14 protein-coding genes and 1 pseudogene are annotated in these 16,893 nt (G+C 60.8%); 8 read left to right on the top strand and 7 right to left on the bottom strand.

Features of this window, described 5'->3' with window-relative positions; all coding sequences use genetic code 11:
* Positions 1–19: 19 nt before the first annotated feature.
* The 4 genes from B0G81_RS00410 to B0G81_RS00425 all read right to left on the bottom strand — a co-directional run bounded on the left by B0G81_RS00410 (position 20) and on the right by B0G81_RS00425 (position 6,199).
* Positions 20–2,377 (bottom strand): efflux RND transporter permease subunit, encoded by a 2,358-nt coding sequence (locus tag B0G81_RS00410; protein WP_134132371.1) that lies wholly within the window; start codon positions 2,375–2,377, stop codon positions 20–22.
* 62 nt (positions 2,378–2,439) lie between these two features.
* Positions 2,440–4,269, bottom strand: a complete 1,830-nt coding sequence (locus tag B0G81_RS00415; protein ID WP_134132373.1) for a DUF1302 domain-containing protein — start codon at positions 4,267–4,269, stop codon at positions 2,440–2,442.
* A gap of 75 nt (positions 4,270–4,344) precedes the next feature.
* A complete protein-coding gene (locus B0G81_RS00420) occupies positions 4,345–5,709 on the bottom strand; it encodes a DUF1329 domain-containing protein (protein ID WP_106285751.1) in 1,365 nt (454 codons plus the stop codon).
* A gap of 76 nt (positions 5,710–5,785) precedes the next feature.
* Positions 5,786–6,199, bottom strand: coding sequence for a RidA family protein (locus B0G81_RS00425; protein WP_106285752.1), 414 nt, complete (start codon positions 6,197–6,199; stop codon positions 5,786–5,788).
* Positions 6,200–6,585: 386 nt separating this feature from the next.
* Here B0G81_RS00425 and B0G81_RS00430 point away from each other — a divergent pair, with 386 nt between their 5' ends.
* A complete protein-coding gene (locus B0G81_RS00430; protein WP_134132375.1) occupies positions 6,586–6,813 on the top strand; it encodes a hypothetical protein in 228 nt (75 codons plus the stop codon).
* A gap of 258 nt (positions 6,814–7,071) precedes the next feature.
* Here B0G81_RS00430 and B0G81_RS00435 read toward each other — a convergent pair whose 3' ends face one another.
* A complete protein-coding gene (locus tag B0G81_RS00435; protein ID WP_134132377.1) occupies positions 7,072–7,902 on the bottom strand; it encodes a phytanoyl-CoA dioxygenase family protein in 831 nt (276 codons plus the stop codon).
* Positions 7,903–8,492: 590 nt separating this feature from the next.
* On the opposite strand from B0G81_RS00435, the gene B0G81_RS00440 reads away from it, so the two are divergent.
* From B0G81_RS00440 to B0G81_RS00460, 5 genes are all read left to right on the top strand, one after another.
* A complete protein-coding gene (locus B0G81_RS00440) occupies positions 8,493–9,167 on the top strand; it encodes a histidine phosphatase family protein (RefSeq protein WP_134132379.1) in 675 nt (224 codons plus the stop codon).
* A 24-nt stretch (positions 9,168–9,191) separates the two neighbouring features.
* Positions 9,192–10,220 (top strand): phosphotransferase, encoded by a 1,029-nt coding sequence (locus tag B0G81_RS00445; RefSeq protein ID WP_134132381.1) that lies wholly within the window; start codon positions 9,192–9,194, stop codon positions 10,218–10,220.
* A 36-nt stretch (positions 10,221–10,256) separates the two neighbouring features.
* On the top strand, positions 10,257–11,021 hold the full coding sequence (locus tag B0G81_RS00450) for an SDR family oxidoreductase (protein WP_134132383.1): 765 nt from the start codon (positions 10,257–10,259) through the stop codon (positions 11,019–11,021).
* 24 nt (positions 11,022–11,045) lie between these two features.
* Positions 11,046–12,302 carry an acyl-CoA dehydrogenase family protein gene (locus B0G81_RS00455; protein WP_116121042.1) on the top strand — a complete coding sequence of 419 codons (1,257 nt, stop codon included), beginning with the start codon at positions 11,046–11,048 and terminating at the stop codon, positions 12,300–12,302.
* A gap of 72 nt (positions 12,303–12,374) precedes the next feature.
* On the top strand, positions 12,375–13,274 hold the full coding sequence (locus B0G81_RS00460) for a LysR family transcriptional regulator (RefSeq protein ID WP_134132387.1): 900 nt from the start codon (positions 12,375–12,377) through the stop codon (positions 13,272–13,274).
* Positions 13,275–13,587: 313 nt separating this feature from the next.
* On the opposite strand, the gene B0G81_RS00465 is transcribed toward B0G81_RS00460, so the two are convergent.
* The gene (locus B0G81_RS00465; RefSeq protein WP_134132391.1) at positions 13,588–14,322 is read right to left on the bottom strand and encodes a Sua5/YciO/YrdC/YwlC family protein; all 735 of its coding nucleotides are present in this window, start codon (positions 14,320–14,322) and stop codon (positions 13,588–13,590) included.
* Between the two features lie 366 nt (positions 14,323–14,688).
* On the opposite strand from B0G81_RS00465, the pseudogene B0G81_RS44110 reads away from it, so the two are divergent.
* Positions 14,689–14,892 (top strand): annotated as a pseudogene (locus B0G81_RS44110) (hypothetical protein); the annotation flags it as partial.
* Between the two features lie 389 nt (positions 14,893–15,281).
* Here the strand turns inward: B0G81_RS44110 and B0G81_RS00480 are convergent.
* Positions 15,282–15,857: a TetR/AcrR family transcriptional regulator gene (locus B0G81_RS00480; protein ID WP_208328497.1), complete on the bottom strand. Its 576-nt coding sequence runs from the start codon at positions 15,855–15,857 to the stop codon at positions 15,282–15,284.
* A 182-nt stretch (positions 15,858–16,039) separates the two neighbouring features.
* On the opposite strand from B0G81_RS00480, the gene B0G81_RS00485 reads away from it, so the two are divergent.
* On the top strand, positions 16,040–16,783 hold the full coding sequence (locus B0G81_RS00485) for an SDR family oxidoreductase (protein ID WP_134132399.1): 744 nt from the start codon (positions 16,040–16,042) through the stop codon (positions 16,781–16,783).
* The last annotated feature ends 110 nt before the right edge of the window (positions 16,784–16,893 follow it).

Genomic DNA, 16,893 nt, shown 5'->3' on the forward strand with positions numbered 1-16,893 from the left:
TGAAATGGGGGCGCCGACGTCAGTGGATCAGCACGCTGGGCGCATGCGCCGGCTTGCTGCGCGGAAACCAGCGCTCGAGGACCGACGCCAGCGCCGGCAGCACCGTCATCGCCATCACCAGATTCACGAGGAACATGAACGCGAGCAGCTTGCCCATGTCGGCCTGAAACTTCAGCGCGGAAAAGCTCCACGTCGCGACGCCGACCGCCAGCGTGATCGCCGTGAAGATCGTCGCCACGCACTCGAACTCCAGCGCGCGTTCCATCGCCGTCAGCATTGGATCGCCGTCGGCCAGGTGCATCTGCAACCGGTTATAGATGTAAAGCGCGTAGTCCACGCCGATCCCCACCGCCAGCACCATCACCGGCAGCGTGGCCACCGTCAGACCGATCCTGAGCTCCTTCATGAACCAGTAGCCGATGAAGGTCGCCACCGACAGCGGCACACAGCAGGCCACCATCGCGCGCCAGTCGCGGTACGCCACGAACACGAGAATGACGATCGCGGCGTACACGTACAGCATCATCGGCAGTTCGCTCTTCTCTACCTCGTCGTTGGTGGCGGCGAGGACGCCCGCGTTGCCCGCCGCGAGGCGGAGGTGGACGCCGGGGAACGGGTGCGACGCGGCGTATTGCTTCACGTCGGCGAGGATCCGGTTGATCGTCGTCGCCTTGTGATCGGTCAGGAACAGGTGGACGGCGGTCATGCTGCAGTCCGCTTTCATGAAGCCCTTGATGCGCTGGACATCGACCGACACCGCGCCGTAGTTCTCGGCGTCGATTGGCACGACGTTCATCTTCGGGAAGTCTTCGTTGTAGCCCGCGTTGTAGGTGCGCAGCAGTCCCGAGTACGACTGCACCGACACCACGCCCGGCTCGGTGCGCATCGCCGCCGAGAATTCGTCTTCATACTGACCGACCGCCGGGTTGTCGCACGCCTTGCCGTTCGACTCGACCGCCACCGTCAGCCAGTCCAGACCCATGTCGTAGTTGCGGGCGATCGACGTCGCGTCGCGGTTGAAGCGCGCATCTTCGCGCAGCTCCGGTGCGCCCGGCTGCAGCGTGCCGATCACGCGGTCGCGGCTCTGCCACACCGCTAGCGCGAACACCACCAGCGTCACGGCCAGCATCGCCTCCGCCACCTTCGGCTGGGCCACCCGCGCGAGCGGGCGCAGCAGCGCCGAGCGCCGCGCCTGACGCTTCTGGGCCTTTTCAGCATACGCCTGGGTGACGTTGAAATAGGACGCCGCGACCGGCAGCAGGATAAGGTTCGTGACGATCTTGTAGCCCACGCCCAGCGACGCGGTGATCGCCAGTTCGCGCACCATCGGAATCGGGATCAGCAGCAGCGTGATGAACGACACGAACGCGGTGACGAGCGCCAGCACACCCGGGATCAGCAGGCCGATGAAACTATGGCGCGCCGCATCGAACGAGCTGTGTCCGCGTGCGATCTGCCGCACGATGAAGTTGACCTGCTGCACACCGTGCGAGACCCCGATGGAGAACACCAGGAACGGCACAAGGACCGCGAGCGGGTCGAGCCCGAAGCCCAGCAGCTTCAGCGTGCCGAACTGCCAGACCAGCGACGACAGCGAGCAGACGATCAACAGCACCGTCAGGCGCACCGAGCGGCAATACGTGTAGACCGCGAGCGCGGTCAGCAACAGCGCGATCGCGCAGAAGCCCAGCACGCCGGTCGCCCCGTCGGCGATGTCACCGATCTGCTTCGCGAAGCCGATGATCTGCACTTCGTAGCCGGCATCCTCGAACGCGCGGATCTTCGCTTCGAGCGTATGGTTGAACGCCACGTAGTCGAGCACCTTGCCGGTCGCGTCGCGCTCGTTCAGCTCGGCGGTGATCATCGCGCTGTCTTCGTTGTGCGACACGAGTGTGCCGATATAGCCGCCCGCCGTCGTCGCGTGACGGATCTTCGCGACGATCTCCGGCCTCAGCTGATCCGGCGTGACGTTGCCCGAGATGACCGGTTCCGCACGGAAACCTTCGTCGGTGATTTCGTTGACGAACGCGTTCGGTGTCCATAGTGAGCGTACCCCGACGCGATCGACGTTCGGCAGATAGATGACGGCCTGGGTGACCTTGTACAGGCGCGTCAACCCTTGCGGCGTCCAGATCGAGCCATGCCGCGCGCGCACGACGACCGTGATCCGGTTCGCACCAAGCAGATCGTTCCGGTATTTCTGGAACGTGCGGATGTATTCATGGCCGATCGGCATCTGCTTTTCGAAGCCGGCATCCATCCGCAGTTGCACGGCAAACACCGCCATCACAGCAGTAAACAGGCCGATCACGCCGATCACGAGCGCGCGATGGCCGAAGAAGGCCTTTTCCAGGCGGCTGACTAGACGTTTCAACACGACATTACCCCTTAAATCTCCCGACGACGCACGCGGTGCGCCGTCGGTCGCCAATCGATCCGTCAGAAGTTCCGGGTGACGAACAACCCGACGAAGTTCCGATCCGAATACGGACTCCCCACGGTGTTATGGCCGCCCCAGAACATCGTGTAGTTAATGCCGGCCTGCCAGGTGGTCGGGTTCTGGTTGAACAGCACGTAGAGGTTCAACGACTTCGCGCCCTGCATGTAGTTCGCGCTGAGCGTTGGCGTGTACCCGTAAAGGCTATCGGCGAAGGTCACGCCCGGCGTAACCTGCCAGCCGTGAATCAGCGTACCGTCGTAAGTCCAGTTGAAGTCGACTGTCGCGCCCACGGAACTCGAGGTGCCCTGCGCCATGCCGATCGGATAGCCGAAACCCGAGTTGTTGTTCAGCCACGGCAGGTAGCCCGCCTGCGGCACCTGCGTCACCCCCTGTCCGTTGATCGTGTGCGTGATGCCGCTCGACCTCAGGCCCGGGTAGTAGATCCACGTCAGTTCCGCGCTCAGCGTCGCTGAATCCGCGCCGATCAGCTTCAGGAACGGATACTCGCTGCGCGTAAGGGCGAGGATGCCGTTGATGTCGTACTGAAACTTCTTCATGTCGGTCCACTGCTGGCAGTTAACACCTGGCACACCATTGGTGTTCAGATCAAGCGGGCCACCAGCGCCATAGCAACTCGACAGCGCCACGGCGTCATGAGGCCGGTACGACAGCTCCGTGCCGATCGCCCAGTCGCCCAGCCCGAAATTCGCGCTGACGCCGAACAGTTGCCGGTTCTGCAGATACGACCACTGCTCGGTCCCGTTGGCCAGTGACGAAAGCACAGGGGACTTGTCCGTGTAGTTGATGTAGTAGAACGCGAAGTTCGCTCCGAAGGAGCGCGGCGCATAGTTGAACTTGAAGCCGAACTGCGGCTTGTACTTCGACGGCGCCTGCCAGTTGACGGGAAGACCGATATCAAAGAAGGGCGGCCCGGCGAATGCGCCATTGACGAGACCGTTGTTGATTCCGTCGAGCACATTCTGGTTGCCGCTATTCGACCCGGCAATCGTCCCCGCACTGGGACCTGCCACGTTGAGGTTAGCCGTGCTGATCGTGAGCGGCTGCGTGCCGCGGCCCAAGCTGTTCGTCGTCGACCAGTAAGACCCGACGGGCGGATAGCGGTTTCCGTTCCAATTGAACTGGTAGTAATCCTCAGTACTGAATCCATGCGAAAGATCAGCCGCGAAGCTGACCATCGGTGCGGGAAGCAGCGCCTGCTTGAGTTGCGAACCCGGTACCAGCAGCTTCTGGATGTCGAGCGAGTTCGTGGTATTGATGCCGCCCTGTGCGAACAAGCTCTCGCCCCAGTTGATCACCTGGTTGCCCAGCCGAACGTGAGCGGACCGCCCGCCGATCGTGAAATCTTTCTGGCCCCACAGGTCGAGCAATTGGGCATCGTAGACGACCTGCGCCGATGCGGTGCTCGACAGTGGCGTTCTCGCTGTGTCTTTCGCGAGGAAGTCGTACATCCCTGTGCCGCGGATCATGAACTTGAGACCGGCGCTCGGCATCTTCATCAGCAGCTCGCTGGTCGCGCTCACGTAGATACTGAAGGCCTGTCCTTTACGGTAATTCAGGTCACCGTTGTCGCCGAATCCCCATTGATTGGTGTTGGCCGCCGCGCCGCACCCCCCGGAATTGGGATCGCCTGTCAGCGAGCAGCTCGGGCTCTTGGTCCGGATCGCCGCGCCTGCCGTCAGGTTGGTCACCCACGAGCCCGTGAGATCGTTGATCCCTGTCGTGAACTCGTAACCGTACGCGCTCGACGCTGCCGCTCCGAACATGGCCAGCGATACCGCAACATATCTGCCGATAATCTTCGTTTTCATGGTTCTGCCCTGCCGTCCTCCTCCAAGCCGGCACACGCGATTCGCGTGCGCCGGACCCTGACCTCCCAGCGAGCGTCAGCGCTCGCTTACCGACCGCAGCGACTCCGCCGAATAGAAGTCAACCTTGAAGCGCGGATCATTGATCTGCTGGTACCAGTGGATGTCTTTGCCCTGACCGAAGGTGGATGAATCGACCAGGTAACGTCCGTTGGTCAGGTCGTACTGTGCCCAGACCTCGTTGTCGCAGGCGCCACCCAGCTCCCACACCGGGATCGGATAGCTCTCGCGCACCTTCCAGAGCTTGCCCTGCGCGTCATAGTCCTCGCCTACAAGCGCGAGCCAGCTATCCTCGTCCAGGTAGAAGACCTTCTTCGACGCGGCGTGACGCGCAGTCGGCTTGAGCGTCGCCTCGACCACCCAGACGCGGTGCACCTCGTAGCGACGGTGCCCGGATGCGAGGCCATTGGGCGTGGCGGCGTCATGCAGCTTGTCCTTGAAGTTGTACATGCCGAAATCGTCATACGGGACAATCATTTCCTTCTTGCCCGCCAGCTTCCAGTTGAAGCGGTCGATGGAGCCGTTGAACATGTTGAATTCATCGACCAGGTACTGGTTCTCGAAGCCGATCAGCGGCGCGTCGTGCGTGTAGGCCGGCATGCGTCTTACCCGTCGCTGTCCGGGAAAGTAGTAATAGGTTTCCGAGTCCTTGTCGAAATACTGACGCTGCACGAAGGCCTGTCCGGCCAGCGCCGCGGGCGAATTCATCTGGAAGTAGATGGCGTTACTGAGCTGGTCGACGTCCTGCGGGGTGGTCTTGCCAACCTTGCCCGACGGGAAGTAGTACACCTGCGGCCCGACAACATCGATCGCTTCGCCGCCACCCGGGCGAGACGAAACGGTAGTTTGATCCGTTGGCCATTCAATGCCTTCGCCCCGGTATCGCGTTTCGTAGTTCAGGATCGCTTCAGCTCCGTTCTTCGGCTGCGGGAATGCGACGCCCGGAAGCGCCGCGGTCTGCAGTTGCTCGCCCGTTGAATCGAGTTTTGCCGCCGTGAGATTCTCCCTGGAGTTCTGCGCAACGAAGTCTGGCACCTGGCATTCGCGATGCGATGGATAGACATCCATCCGGTAGCCCTTCTGCTGCTTGAGCAGTGCAATCTGGCCCGGCGTGAGCTGGTCAGCGTATTTATCGACGTTCGATGCGTCAATCGAGTACAACGGCTTCTCGTTCTTGTGCTTCCAGAAATCACCGCGAACCTTGCCCCACTCCCAGCCAGGCTCCGCAGACTGCTTGCCCGTATAGGCCGGCACCGCGCCATCCTTGCTCGCCGCCCGATCGCCGCCTTCGGGCGTAAGGTCGTCCGCAACAGCCGCTCCGGCCATCAGCAGAAAGGCAGCCGCAATGGCGGACAAGGCTCCGATGGTGTGCTTTTTCATCATGACTCTCCTTCCGATCTCACTCTTATATGTAAGACGTGGTATCTGATTCATTCCTGACGCGTCGCGGCCGAACCGCTCAGCCTTCGCCGGACCCCGCCACCGCCACCGCGCGAATCTCGACGCACAGACCGGGAAGGGCCAACTGCGTCACACCCACGGCGGTCCATGACGGATAGCGGCTCGGGAAGTACTGATCCTTGATCGTCGTGAACGCTTCCAATTCGCCGCGCAAATCAGTGTGGAAGGTCGTTAGTTCAACGACGTCAGCCAGGCTCGCACCGGCTTCTTCGAGCACGAGCTTCACGCACTCGAACGCGATCTGTGCCTGCGCCTGCATGCCTTCAGCGGGCTTTACGTCTGCGTCGACTCCGACCTGACCGGAGACCCAGATCGTGTCGCCCACGCGTGTCGCCGGCGAGAAGTGGTACGCGTCGTAGAACGCCTGAAACGGAGGCGGAACAATCGATTGACGCTTGGTGGTCACTGCCATGATGTGAACCTCTCTACCTAGATGAATTGACGAAAACAGGGGGTGCGAAACCGGCTGCTCCACCCTTCAAATTGAAATCTCGTTGAGAAACAGAGCGGCCGTCACCTTTCCAGCCATCGCCTTTCGCAAGCTCGCCTCAAACCACGTATTGTCGGCCTACAAACAACGTCTACATGGCCAAATATTAGCGGCGACTCGGCCCATAAGCAAGGTCGTCACGCTAGGGAGAAACACCGACTGAACGACGCGAGAGCGATTTGATTCGGTTACCGAAGCAGTCGCGAGCACGCGAGTTCCTGGTTGTCAAGGCTGACAACTCATTGCCGGGTGTGCGAGTCAAGCATGTTCTTAAGCGATTGGAGAAAGCACGAGGCTTGGCCACATCCATGACGGTGGACAACGATCCGGAGATCGCCGGCAAGACGCATCGATGTATGGGTCTACGAAACTGGTGTGACGCTATCGTTCATCCACTGTCCGACGAGCATTCCATTCGGATTGCTAACGAGTTGCAAGAGGAATTGATGCTTCCCGACCTCGAGGTACACAACGAGCCCGTCTGCAAACTCCTGACGGAAGGCGCGCACCAGGAAAAACTCTCCTGTTCAACCTGAAACTGCGTGGCGCGGGTCCAGTTCAGCGATTCGTTGAGCGATCGCCAGGTTCGGTCAACTGCGCATGGGCCCAGCAGCATGGCGCATCGCCAGCGAACGGACGGCATCGGCCAGGGCTGTCGCGACTACGGTTCTGGAAGTACGTATCGCGACAGTTCATGAACGTTTCCGACCGCGCCCTGGCAGAATAAAGTTAAGTGCCGTGCGAACACGGCATCGAAAATTATGATCGTCGGGCCCGGTTCGATGTCCTGCGGGTCATCGCAGTTGCGTGCAAGAAGACGACCGGTACGGTTCTCCCGGTTCCAGCGACGGATCGTTGAGTTCACTGATGTCGTAAGGGAAGTTGCACCCGCGGGTCGGCAGAGGCCGGTAATACACCTTGTCGCCGTAGAACCGGTAGACCAGCGTGTGGCGATCGGGGCAATCCGGAGTCACTGGAGCGCCGCCGTGCAGCATGCCGGAATGAAACACCAGCGCATCGCCAGGCTCCAGATCCCAGGTAAAGACATCCCACGCCGTCGGGTCCTTGGCGCGGTCGGCCTCGATATCGGGGAGCCGGGGCCACTCGCAATCGATCCACAGCGGCGCGGTGTGGTCATTCGCATCGTTGTAGGAAGTGCCGTTGTACTGAACGCCGGCGTGGGAACCGCGGACGAATTCGAGCGCGTTATGCCGGGGAATCTTTTCGAAGCTGGTCCAGATGTTGAGCATCTGCGGCCCGCTCACCGGCACGTACGAGTTGTCCTGGTGCCAAGGCGACCGGCCGGCATTGCCGCCCTTCTTGATGAACAGTTCTTCTCCGACAAACCACAGGTTCTCAGTGTCCCAGAGAGACGCCACGAATTCATCGAGTCCCAATTCCTTGACCGTCGCGACGTGCACATCGCGGTTCTCGACGTTGCCGTAGTCGTTAAAGGTCTCATAGGGCGTCCCCTCATAGGCCAGGCCGTGCAACGGGCTCGGGTGAGCGATCCCATAGTCGAAAGCCTCCCGCATCCGCTTGAGCCGCTCCGGCGAGAACAGACCTCGGACGACGATGGCACCGTCACGCGCCAAGTCTCGCTTCATTTGCTCTGTCACTTGCATGGAAATCTCCTCCTTCCTCTTTGACAACATCGTTTGCAATACATCGGGTGACGATGTCCGATCTGTTCGACCTCGCACATGCTCAACGCCCGATAAGTGCACCGGGTCGCGGCGCAGGCCGCCGCATGATTGCCATCCAGCTCGCGGCCAGCGGCCGCTGCCCTTTCAAATCACCCTCATCAATATTACGTATTAGTGGCCTATAAATAACGTCTTAACGGCCAAATAGTAGCGGTGCATAGGCCTACAATCAAGGTGAATGAGCTAGGGGGAAACACCAACTGAATTGCGCCCAACCGATTGGGTGCGGTCACCGAAGCGCCGGTGCTAGCGCGCGCGAGTTCCCGAGGCGCTGTGCGCGGAATACGCCGATCGAGACGCAACGCCGCGCGCGGAAGTCGACCGGGCGAGACTTCCCGCGCATCGCCGAGCGCAGCGCCGATGTATTTCCCGTGTGCTGTCCCCGGGATCGATCGGCTCATGCGATCATTCATCACCACCGTGAATGACCACGCATTCAAAAAATAAAGTTCATCAATACCGGCGACGCCCCTAAGCTGCTTCCACCGACTTGAATCGCGGAAGAAGCAATGGCAGAACTCTTTCTGGTGCGGCACGGACAGGCGTCACTCGGCAGCCAGGACTACGATCGTCTCTCGCATACCGGCAAACAGCAGAGCATCTGGCTCGGTGAGCACTTCGCGCGCAACGGCATCCGATTCGATCGGGTGATGACCGGCTCGCTGCTGCGTCACGCCGAGACGCTCGACGCGATCCGCCTCGCCACATCGGGTGCAGACGTCGAATGCGAGATTCATCCCGGACTCGACGAATACGACTTTCACGCCCTCTTTCGCGCCCTGTGCGATGAAGATCTCCGTCTCGTCGAATCCGCGAAACGCAGCCCGCGTGAATTCTTCAAGGCATTGCGGGCGGTCCTGCATCTCTGGTGTGAATGCGCCCTCGACGATCGCGTGCCCGAAACATGGCGCGCGTTTCAGAAGCGCGTGGCCGCTGCGCGCGCGGCCATTCAGCAATGCGGCGCACGACGCGTCCTGGTGGTCACTTCCGGCGGCGTGATAGGCGCTTTCATGCAGCAGATCTTGCAAGCCCCTGCTGCGATGGCCATCGAACTCAACATGCAGGTCCGCAACAGCAGTGTCACGCATTGCTTCTTCAATCGCGAAGCGATTCAGCTATCGAGCTTCAACGGCATCGCGCATCTCGACGATCCACAGCGTCACGCGTTTCAAACCTACGGTTAGTCCAACTGTCATGCACGGAAGCATATGAACAGCGAACGATCCAGCTCGTCTCTCGACATCGACCGGCTCACGCCTTATCTCGAGCAACATCTCCCTGGCTTTCGTGGGCCGGTGCATGCGACGAAGTTCGCGGGCGGCCAGTCCAACCCTACGTGGCTACTCGACGCACGAGGCCGCCGCTATGTCCTGCGCCGCCAGCCGCCTGGGACTTTGCTCAAGTCCGCTCACGCAGTCGATCGCGAGTTTCGCGTGCTGAGCGCGCTCGCGCAAACGCCGGTTCCCGTGGCGCGCGTCTGGCATCTCTGCGAAGACCGCGACATCATCGGCGGCCTGTTCTATGTGATGAGCTACGAGCCCGGCCGCATCTTCTGGAACCCTGCCCTGCCCGAAGTCGATCGCGACGCGCGGCGCGACTACTACACATCGATCGTTTCGACACTCGCGGCACTCCATGACGTCGATCCGGAAAGCGTCGGTCTCGGTGACTATGGCCGGCCCGGCAACTACTTTCAGCGACAGGTCGAACTCTGGACGAAGCAGTATCGCGCTTCCGAAACGGAGCGGATCCCGCCGATGGAAGCGCTCATCGACTGGCTGCCGAGCCATTGCCAGACCGATTCGCCACGCCCGGCGCTCGTGCACGGCGATTTCCGCATCGACAACCTCATCTTTGCCGACGACGCACCGCGCGTGCGCGCCGTGCTCGACTGGGAACTCTCGACCCTCGGCAATCCGCTCGCGGACCTCGCGTACTTCTGCATGTGCCTGCGCCTGCCGTCGAAGGGGCATATCACCGGGCTTCGCGGTCACGATCGCACTGCGCTGGGCATCCCCGAGGAGGAGGAGATCCTCGCACAGTACTGCGCATTGCGCGGTCTCAGCGAGATCGGCAACTGGAACTTCTGCCTCGCATTCAGCTTCTTCCGCCTCGCCTCGATCGCTCAGGGCGTGAAGGCGCGCGCGTTGCAGGGCAATGCATCGAGCGCGGATGCGCACGAGGTCGGCCGCATGGTCGAACCGCTCGCCCGGCTCGCCGAGGACCTGCTCGCGTAGCGGACGATCTTTCTCAACCCGTCAAAAGGAACGACATTGACTACGAAACTCTTCGACCTCACGGGACGCATCGCCCTCGTGACGGGCGCGAGCCGCGGCATCGGCGAGGCCATCGCGACACTGCTGGCCGAACAAGGTGCACATGTCATCGTATCGAGCCGCAAAGTGGAAGATTGCGAATCGGTCGCCGCGCGCATCCGCGTATCGGGCGCCAGCGCTGAAGCGTTCGCGTGCCACGTCGGCCGCATGGAAGATATCGCGCTCATGTTCAGCCATATCCGCGAGAAGCACGGCCGGCTCGACATACTCGTCAACAACGCCGCGGCCAATCCGTACTTCGGCCATATCCTCGATACGGACCTCGCCGCCTACAACAAGACCGTCGATGTGAACCTGCGCGGATACTTCTTCATGTCCGTCGAAGCCGGCAAGATGATGAAGACGCAGGGCCGCGGCAGCATCGTCAACACCGCTTCCGTCAACGCGCTCCAGCCGGGCGACATGCAGGGCATTTACTCGATCACCAAAGCGGCCGTCGTCAACATGACGAAGGCGTTCGCGAAAGAGTGCGGCCCGTTCGGCATCCGCGTGAATGCGATTCTGCCGGGCCTCACCAAAACGAAGTTCGCCGGCGCGCTGTTCGATGACAAGGCGGTCTACGAGCGCTGGATCGACGCGATCCCGCTGCGCCGCCACGGCGAACCCGACGAAATGGCCGGCACCGTGCTCTATCTCGTATCCGATGCGGCGAGCTATACGAACGGCGAATGCATCGTCGTCGATGGCGGCCTGACGATCTAGCCAACCGCGCGAAAGGAACCCATCATGTTTTTCGCACATTACCCGAAAGTTGAAGACCTGATGCGCCGCGTGCGCAGTTTCATGGACGAGCATATCGTGCCGCGGCAGCGTCAGTGGCACGACGAAGTGCACGCGGGGCGCTTTCCCGTCTCGTTCATGGAAGATCTCAAAGCCATGGCCAAGGCAGAGGGCCTGTGGAATCTCTTCCTGCCGCACCTGAAGGACGGCGAGCCCGGCACGCGTCTCACGAACCTCGAATACGCGCCGCTCGCGGAGATCATGGGCCGCGTTTCGTGGGCGTCCGAGGTCTTCAACTGCAATGCGCCCGATACCGGCAACATGGAACTGCTGCACATGTTCGCGACGCCCGCGCAGCGCGAAACATGGCTCGTGCCGCTGCTCGATGGCCGAATCCGCTCCGCGTTCGCGATGACCGAGCCGGATGTGCCCTCCTCCGACGCGACCAACATCACGACCTCCATTCGCCGCGATGGCGACGACTACGTGATCAATGGCCGCAAATGGTTTATCACGAACGCTGCGCATCCGAACTGCAAGCTGTTCATCGTGATGGGCAAGACCGATCCGGATGCCGAAAGCCATCGTCAGCAGAGCATGATCCTCGTGCCGGCAGGCACTTCCGGCGTGACGGTCGTACGCAATATCCCGGTCATGAATCACATCTCGCCGGAAGGACATTGCGAGATCACGTTCACGAATGTTCGCGTGCCCGCGTCGAATCTGCTCGGCGAAGAAGGCAGCGGATTTGCGCTCGCGCAAGCGCGGCTCGGGCCGGGGCGCATTCACCACTGCATGCGCTCGATCGGCGCGGCTGAGCTCGCGCTCGAACTGATGATCGAGCGCGCTCAGGAACGCAAGACGTTCGGCAAGTATCTGCATCAGCACGGCACGATCGGCGAATGGATCGCGAAATCGCGCATCGAGATCGATCAGGCGCGCTTGCTCGTGCTCAAGACAGCGTGGCTGCTCGACGAGGTGGGCGCGAAAGAGGCGCGCAAGGAAATCTCGATGATCAAGGCGCTGATTCCGCAGGTGCATACGGCGGTGTGCGATCGTGCGATGCAGGTATTCGGCGCGATGGGCGTGAGCCCGGACACGCCGCTCGCCGATCACTGGACCTGGGGACGGGCGTTGCGTTACGCCGACGGTCCCGACGAGGTCCATCTCCAGGCCATCGCGAAAATGGAACTGGCGCAAGGCAAGGAGCGGCCCGGTGCAATGGCGGCCTATCTGAACGTGCCGCCGCGTGACTGTGCCTGACGAAATCGAGGCAAACGTACGCATCCTCACAGCGCCTCCCGTTTATGATGATGGGCAAACGGAGACTGTGAGATGCGTTCACCGAAGCTGGATCTGAACCTGTTCGTGGTGCTGGAGTCGATCTACGAGAAGCGCAACCTGACCCGCGCGGCCGAGGCGCTCTTCATCACGCAGCCCGCGGTCAGCAATGCGCTCGCACGCATGCGCAAGGCGTTCGATGATCCGCTGTTCGTCAGCACGTCGTCCGGAATGGTGCCTACGCCGTTCACGGAGAACATCATCGGGCGCGTGCGTGAAGGACTGCAATTGCTCGAGGCGAGCGCGACCGAAGGCGACGTGTTCGCCCCGGCCGCGTCCGAGCGCACCTTTCGCCTCAGCATGCCCGATTTGACCGAAGCAATCCTGCTGCCGATGCTCGGCGAACTGTTGCAACAGCAGGCGCCCGGCATGCGCATCGAGTCTTATTTCACCCCGCGAAGCGAGGTCAGCACCGCGCTCGCCACTGGCAAGATCGACTTTGCCATCGACGCGCCGCTTATCGATGATCCGCAGCTGCATCAGGCGCGCCTCGGCCGCGACCGGTACGCCTGCATGCTGCGCCACGATCATCCGTTCACCGGCGAGACACTCACGATGGACGACTACCTCGCGCTTGGCCATATTCAGGTGTCGAGCCGGCGTCAGGGGAGTGGGATCGTCGACGCCGAGCTTAAGCGGCTAGGCAAGCAGAGGCGCATACAAATGCGCGTGCAGCATTACATGGTCGCACCACTCGTCGCCTTGCGAACCGACCTTGCGCTGACCGCGCCGACACAGTTGCTGAAGCGTCACGACGCGCGCATGGTCGATCTGCCGTTTCCGCTCTCCGAACTGGAATGGCATTTGTACTGGCATCGCAGCAGCGAGCAGGACCAGGCGAGCTTGTGGCTTCGGGGAAAGATGATCGAGCTGATGTGCGACAAGCTCATGTGATGCGTCGCGCATCGGTGTTTTCGCACAAGGCCGCACAACCCGGCACAATTACCACTCGTTCCGCATTTCCGAGCACGAACGTGGCGTCGGCGGCGGAATGGGATTTAACCGGACGCTGCGGATTCCGTCAAATATGGATCCGACTTCTCAATCAGCCGGATCGCACGTTCTGCTTACACCGATACTGGAAGCGATGAAGGAGCCACGGGCAGTGGCCACTTCATGGCGCTCGACGCCCTTCAGTTTTCGCCTCACCGCATGGTGAGCCCGTAGCGAATAGTGGTGAAAGAAACGCCCGTTTATATCGAGGCGATCAGGGCGCGCGCAGCAACTCAAATTCCTTCAGATGACCCGACGGCAACTTGTCCCGTCCCGGGTCCGCGGGCAACTCGATACCATACTCACGCCTGACTACGTCAGAGATGAGTTCGTAGCAACTACCAATCCGAACCACTTCAACTTCAGGAAACCGGAGGATGGTTGCCGACCGTTGATAGTGGTGATACTTGCGCAAGCCGTGATTGAGGATGATGTCGGCGGCCGCTTTGATCTCCGGCTCGATATCATCCACACGAAACTTGGGGCCGCTTCCACTGAGGTTCGCCGACGAGCCAAAAAGAGGTTGCACCGCTTCGCGGCTCAGGCGACAGAGTTCGTTGTAAATGGGACCCGCGTTCAGCAGCATGGCGATGGTGCCATTTGCTGTACTTGCCTCGAGCAACTCGTCGTCGATCCTCTGAAGAAGCGGGTGGTCGAGACGGCACGGTGCGATTGCACCAAGCGGCAAGTTGTAGTCGAGGGTGATCGACTCGATGATGTCCTGCGAACGTTTGTCCAGCGCATGAATCTCTCGTTGCGTGATTGCGTCGCCGAGGATGGCATTGCGCTTGTGGCTGCCTCGCTTTTTCGTGTCGAAGATTTTCTGCATGGCGGCCTTACTACTGCCGACCATGCCATATCCAACATCGTTTGGCCAGATTGCAATGCCTCCTCCTGCAACGACTTTAAAGACCTGGCTTACATCGCTTGCAATATCGATCCGCGGCATGCTCGTCTCCAATGTGGATTTGGCGCAGTTTCTCGTTCGTTGTACAGAACGTCGTGGGTTGGCGGCCTTACAGCGGCGAGTGGATCAGGCATTAATGCACGTTCTAACCGGGAGTCCGCCCTGGGTTGACGGTTGAGCATCTACCGGGCTGAACATCAATCGCGCAGTTTCGTGACCATGAGAAACGACATTGAAGCGCGGCCTCCGGGAACGCTCCCCTGCTGCTGTCGGATTGCGCCATCAATATTCAGCCGGATCTCGATACAAAAACGATCAACTGTCGAAAACGCAATATCGGTAGCTATCTCCGCCCTCATCTCATTTCCATTGCGTCAGGTGTTCGCTAGCCGAGCGATAAATGAATGTGTGCAGGGCGGTATCGTGCATCCGTACCTGCGGCGGCGGCAACGACTCGAACCTGTGTCGTTTCCCTCGCCCGAGATAGAAACGGCACTCGCCCTCACGCTCGGCGTTCCGATCTTCCAGGAGCAGGTGACGCAGATTGCGATGCTCGCCGCAGGCTTCTCCGCCAGCGAGGCCGACCGGAATCGGGCGGGGGCGCTCTGGCAGGCGGTAGCAGCCGTTCCCGACGAGGACCTGTGGAGCGCTACAATGCGCGAGGAAGCACGGCCGGTGCTTGCGGCACCTAATGAGGCGCAGGAGATCGTCAGCGACTATCGCTCGACGGGCCTCGTGTGTCGTCGGCAGAATACTGTGGGTACGCTTTGACCAATAGCTCGCCACTGCCTCCCCAAAGCGCGGGTGTCCTGCTAAGGTCGATCCAGCAGCTTGATGGTTGTTCTTCGTTGGGAAGCCAGTAGGGAAGCTAAAAAGGTTCGGTGGCACGAAACCTGAATAGATACCTGTCGGTTGGCCTCGCCGTTCGCCTTTAATCTCTCAGTGCGCGCGTTCCGCACCAATCAAGCTCAGCGGGACACTTCGCTGTCCAAATCAATGCGTTAATCAGGCTTTGCGCGTGTGTCGGCGTGGCGAACCAGTTCCTCCCATCCAGCCATCGTCATCTCAGCGACGGCTTGAAGCTCGGCTCTTTCGGCGCCGTCCCGCGCTCGGATCGCCATACCGCTTTGGACTGTTTGCAGGAACCTCGCGAGTTTCGCTATATCAAGGGATTTCGGCAACTCACCCTCAGCAACGGCCCTTTCCAGGCGCGACACGAGCACATCAAACGCTCCACCTCGCGTGGCCCGCATCAAGTCATCAAGTTCGGCATGGCCATCGCTTCCGACGGTGCCCAGCGTGACCATGCAGCCGTGCGGCAGACCGCAATCTGCCCCAGTCATCGCCATGGCTGAGTCCCACAGATAGGCGAACGCCGCTTCGCGTGCTGTGACAGCCTTGCGAAACCTCCCCAGGACCAGATGCTCGTAGGTCACCGAGTAAAGCCGCATCGCTTCGGCATATAGCTCGTCTTTCGATCCGAAAGCGGCATAGAGGCTGGTCGAGCCGACGCCGAGCGCATTGGTCAGGTCTGCAATTGAGGTCGCCTCATAACCCTTGATCCAGAAAAGCCTCATGGCTTGCGCCAGTGCAGCCTCGCGATCGAAAGCGCGTGGCCTGCCACGGCCACGAGGTGGGCGTGCAATGGTCCTCGAAGTGTTCTCTGATTTTTTCTGCATCGATCACTACATAAATATCTTGACTGTGCGTGCCACCGATCCTACCATTTGTGCATCGATCACTACATAAAAGGCGGACAATGAACAACAATCTAGTCGGAAAACGGGCATTGGTCACCGGCGGCTCCCGTGGCATCGGTGCCGCGATTGCACTTGCGCTTGCAGAAGACGGCGCGGACGTTGCGGTAACGTTTCAGAACTCATCCGAGCGGGCGCAGGCAGTTGTGGCCTCGATCGAGAAGCTGGGCCGTCGCGGTGTCGCGATCAAAGCCGACAGTGCTGATCCATCCGCCATCAGGCGATCGGTCGATGAGGCCGTCGGCGCGCTGGGTGGGCTCGACATTCTCGTCAACAACGCTGCCATCGCTCGCTACAACACGATCGCCGACTTCGACCTGGCGGACATCGACGCTCTCCTTGCGGTCAACGTCCGCGGTCCCATTCTCGCGACGCAGGCAGCCATCCCTCACCTGAAAGCGGGCGGTCGCATAATCACGATCGGCTCCGCCGGAGCTGATCGCATCGTGGGCGCAGCAGGAACGGTCTACTACATGACCAAGTCCGCGCTGCAGTCGTTCACACGCGGGCTGGCTCAGGAACTGGGCCCGAAGGACATCACTGCCAATCTGGTTCAACCGGGCTCGACTGATACCGAAATGAACCCGGCTAGCGGCGAAAGCGCGGAATTCCAGCGCAGCCTTACGCCGTTGGGACGCTTCGCTGCACCGGCTGACATCTCTGCGGCCGTCACTTTTCTTGCAAGCCCGGCGGCAAGGCATGTCACTGGAACAATTCTCACGGTCGACGGGGGCTTGCTGACTTAGGTCAGTAGTGCGGTTTGGCCATGACACGAGGAACATTGTGGAAGTGACCCATACCGCGTGAGGTCGATTCCAAACGGCAGCAAATATTCTCGATCCTTATCCATATCTTC

The sequence above is a fragment of the Paraburkholderia sp. BL6665CI2N2 genome (assembly GCF_004366535.1).
Lineage (GTDB): Bacteria > Pseudomonadota > Gammaproteobacteria > Burkholderiales > Burkholderiaceae > Paraburkholderia.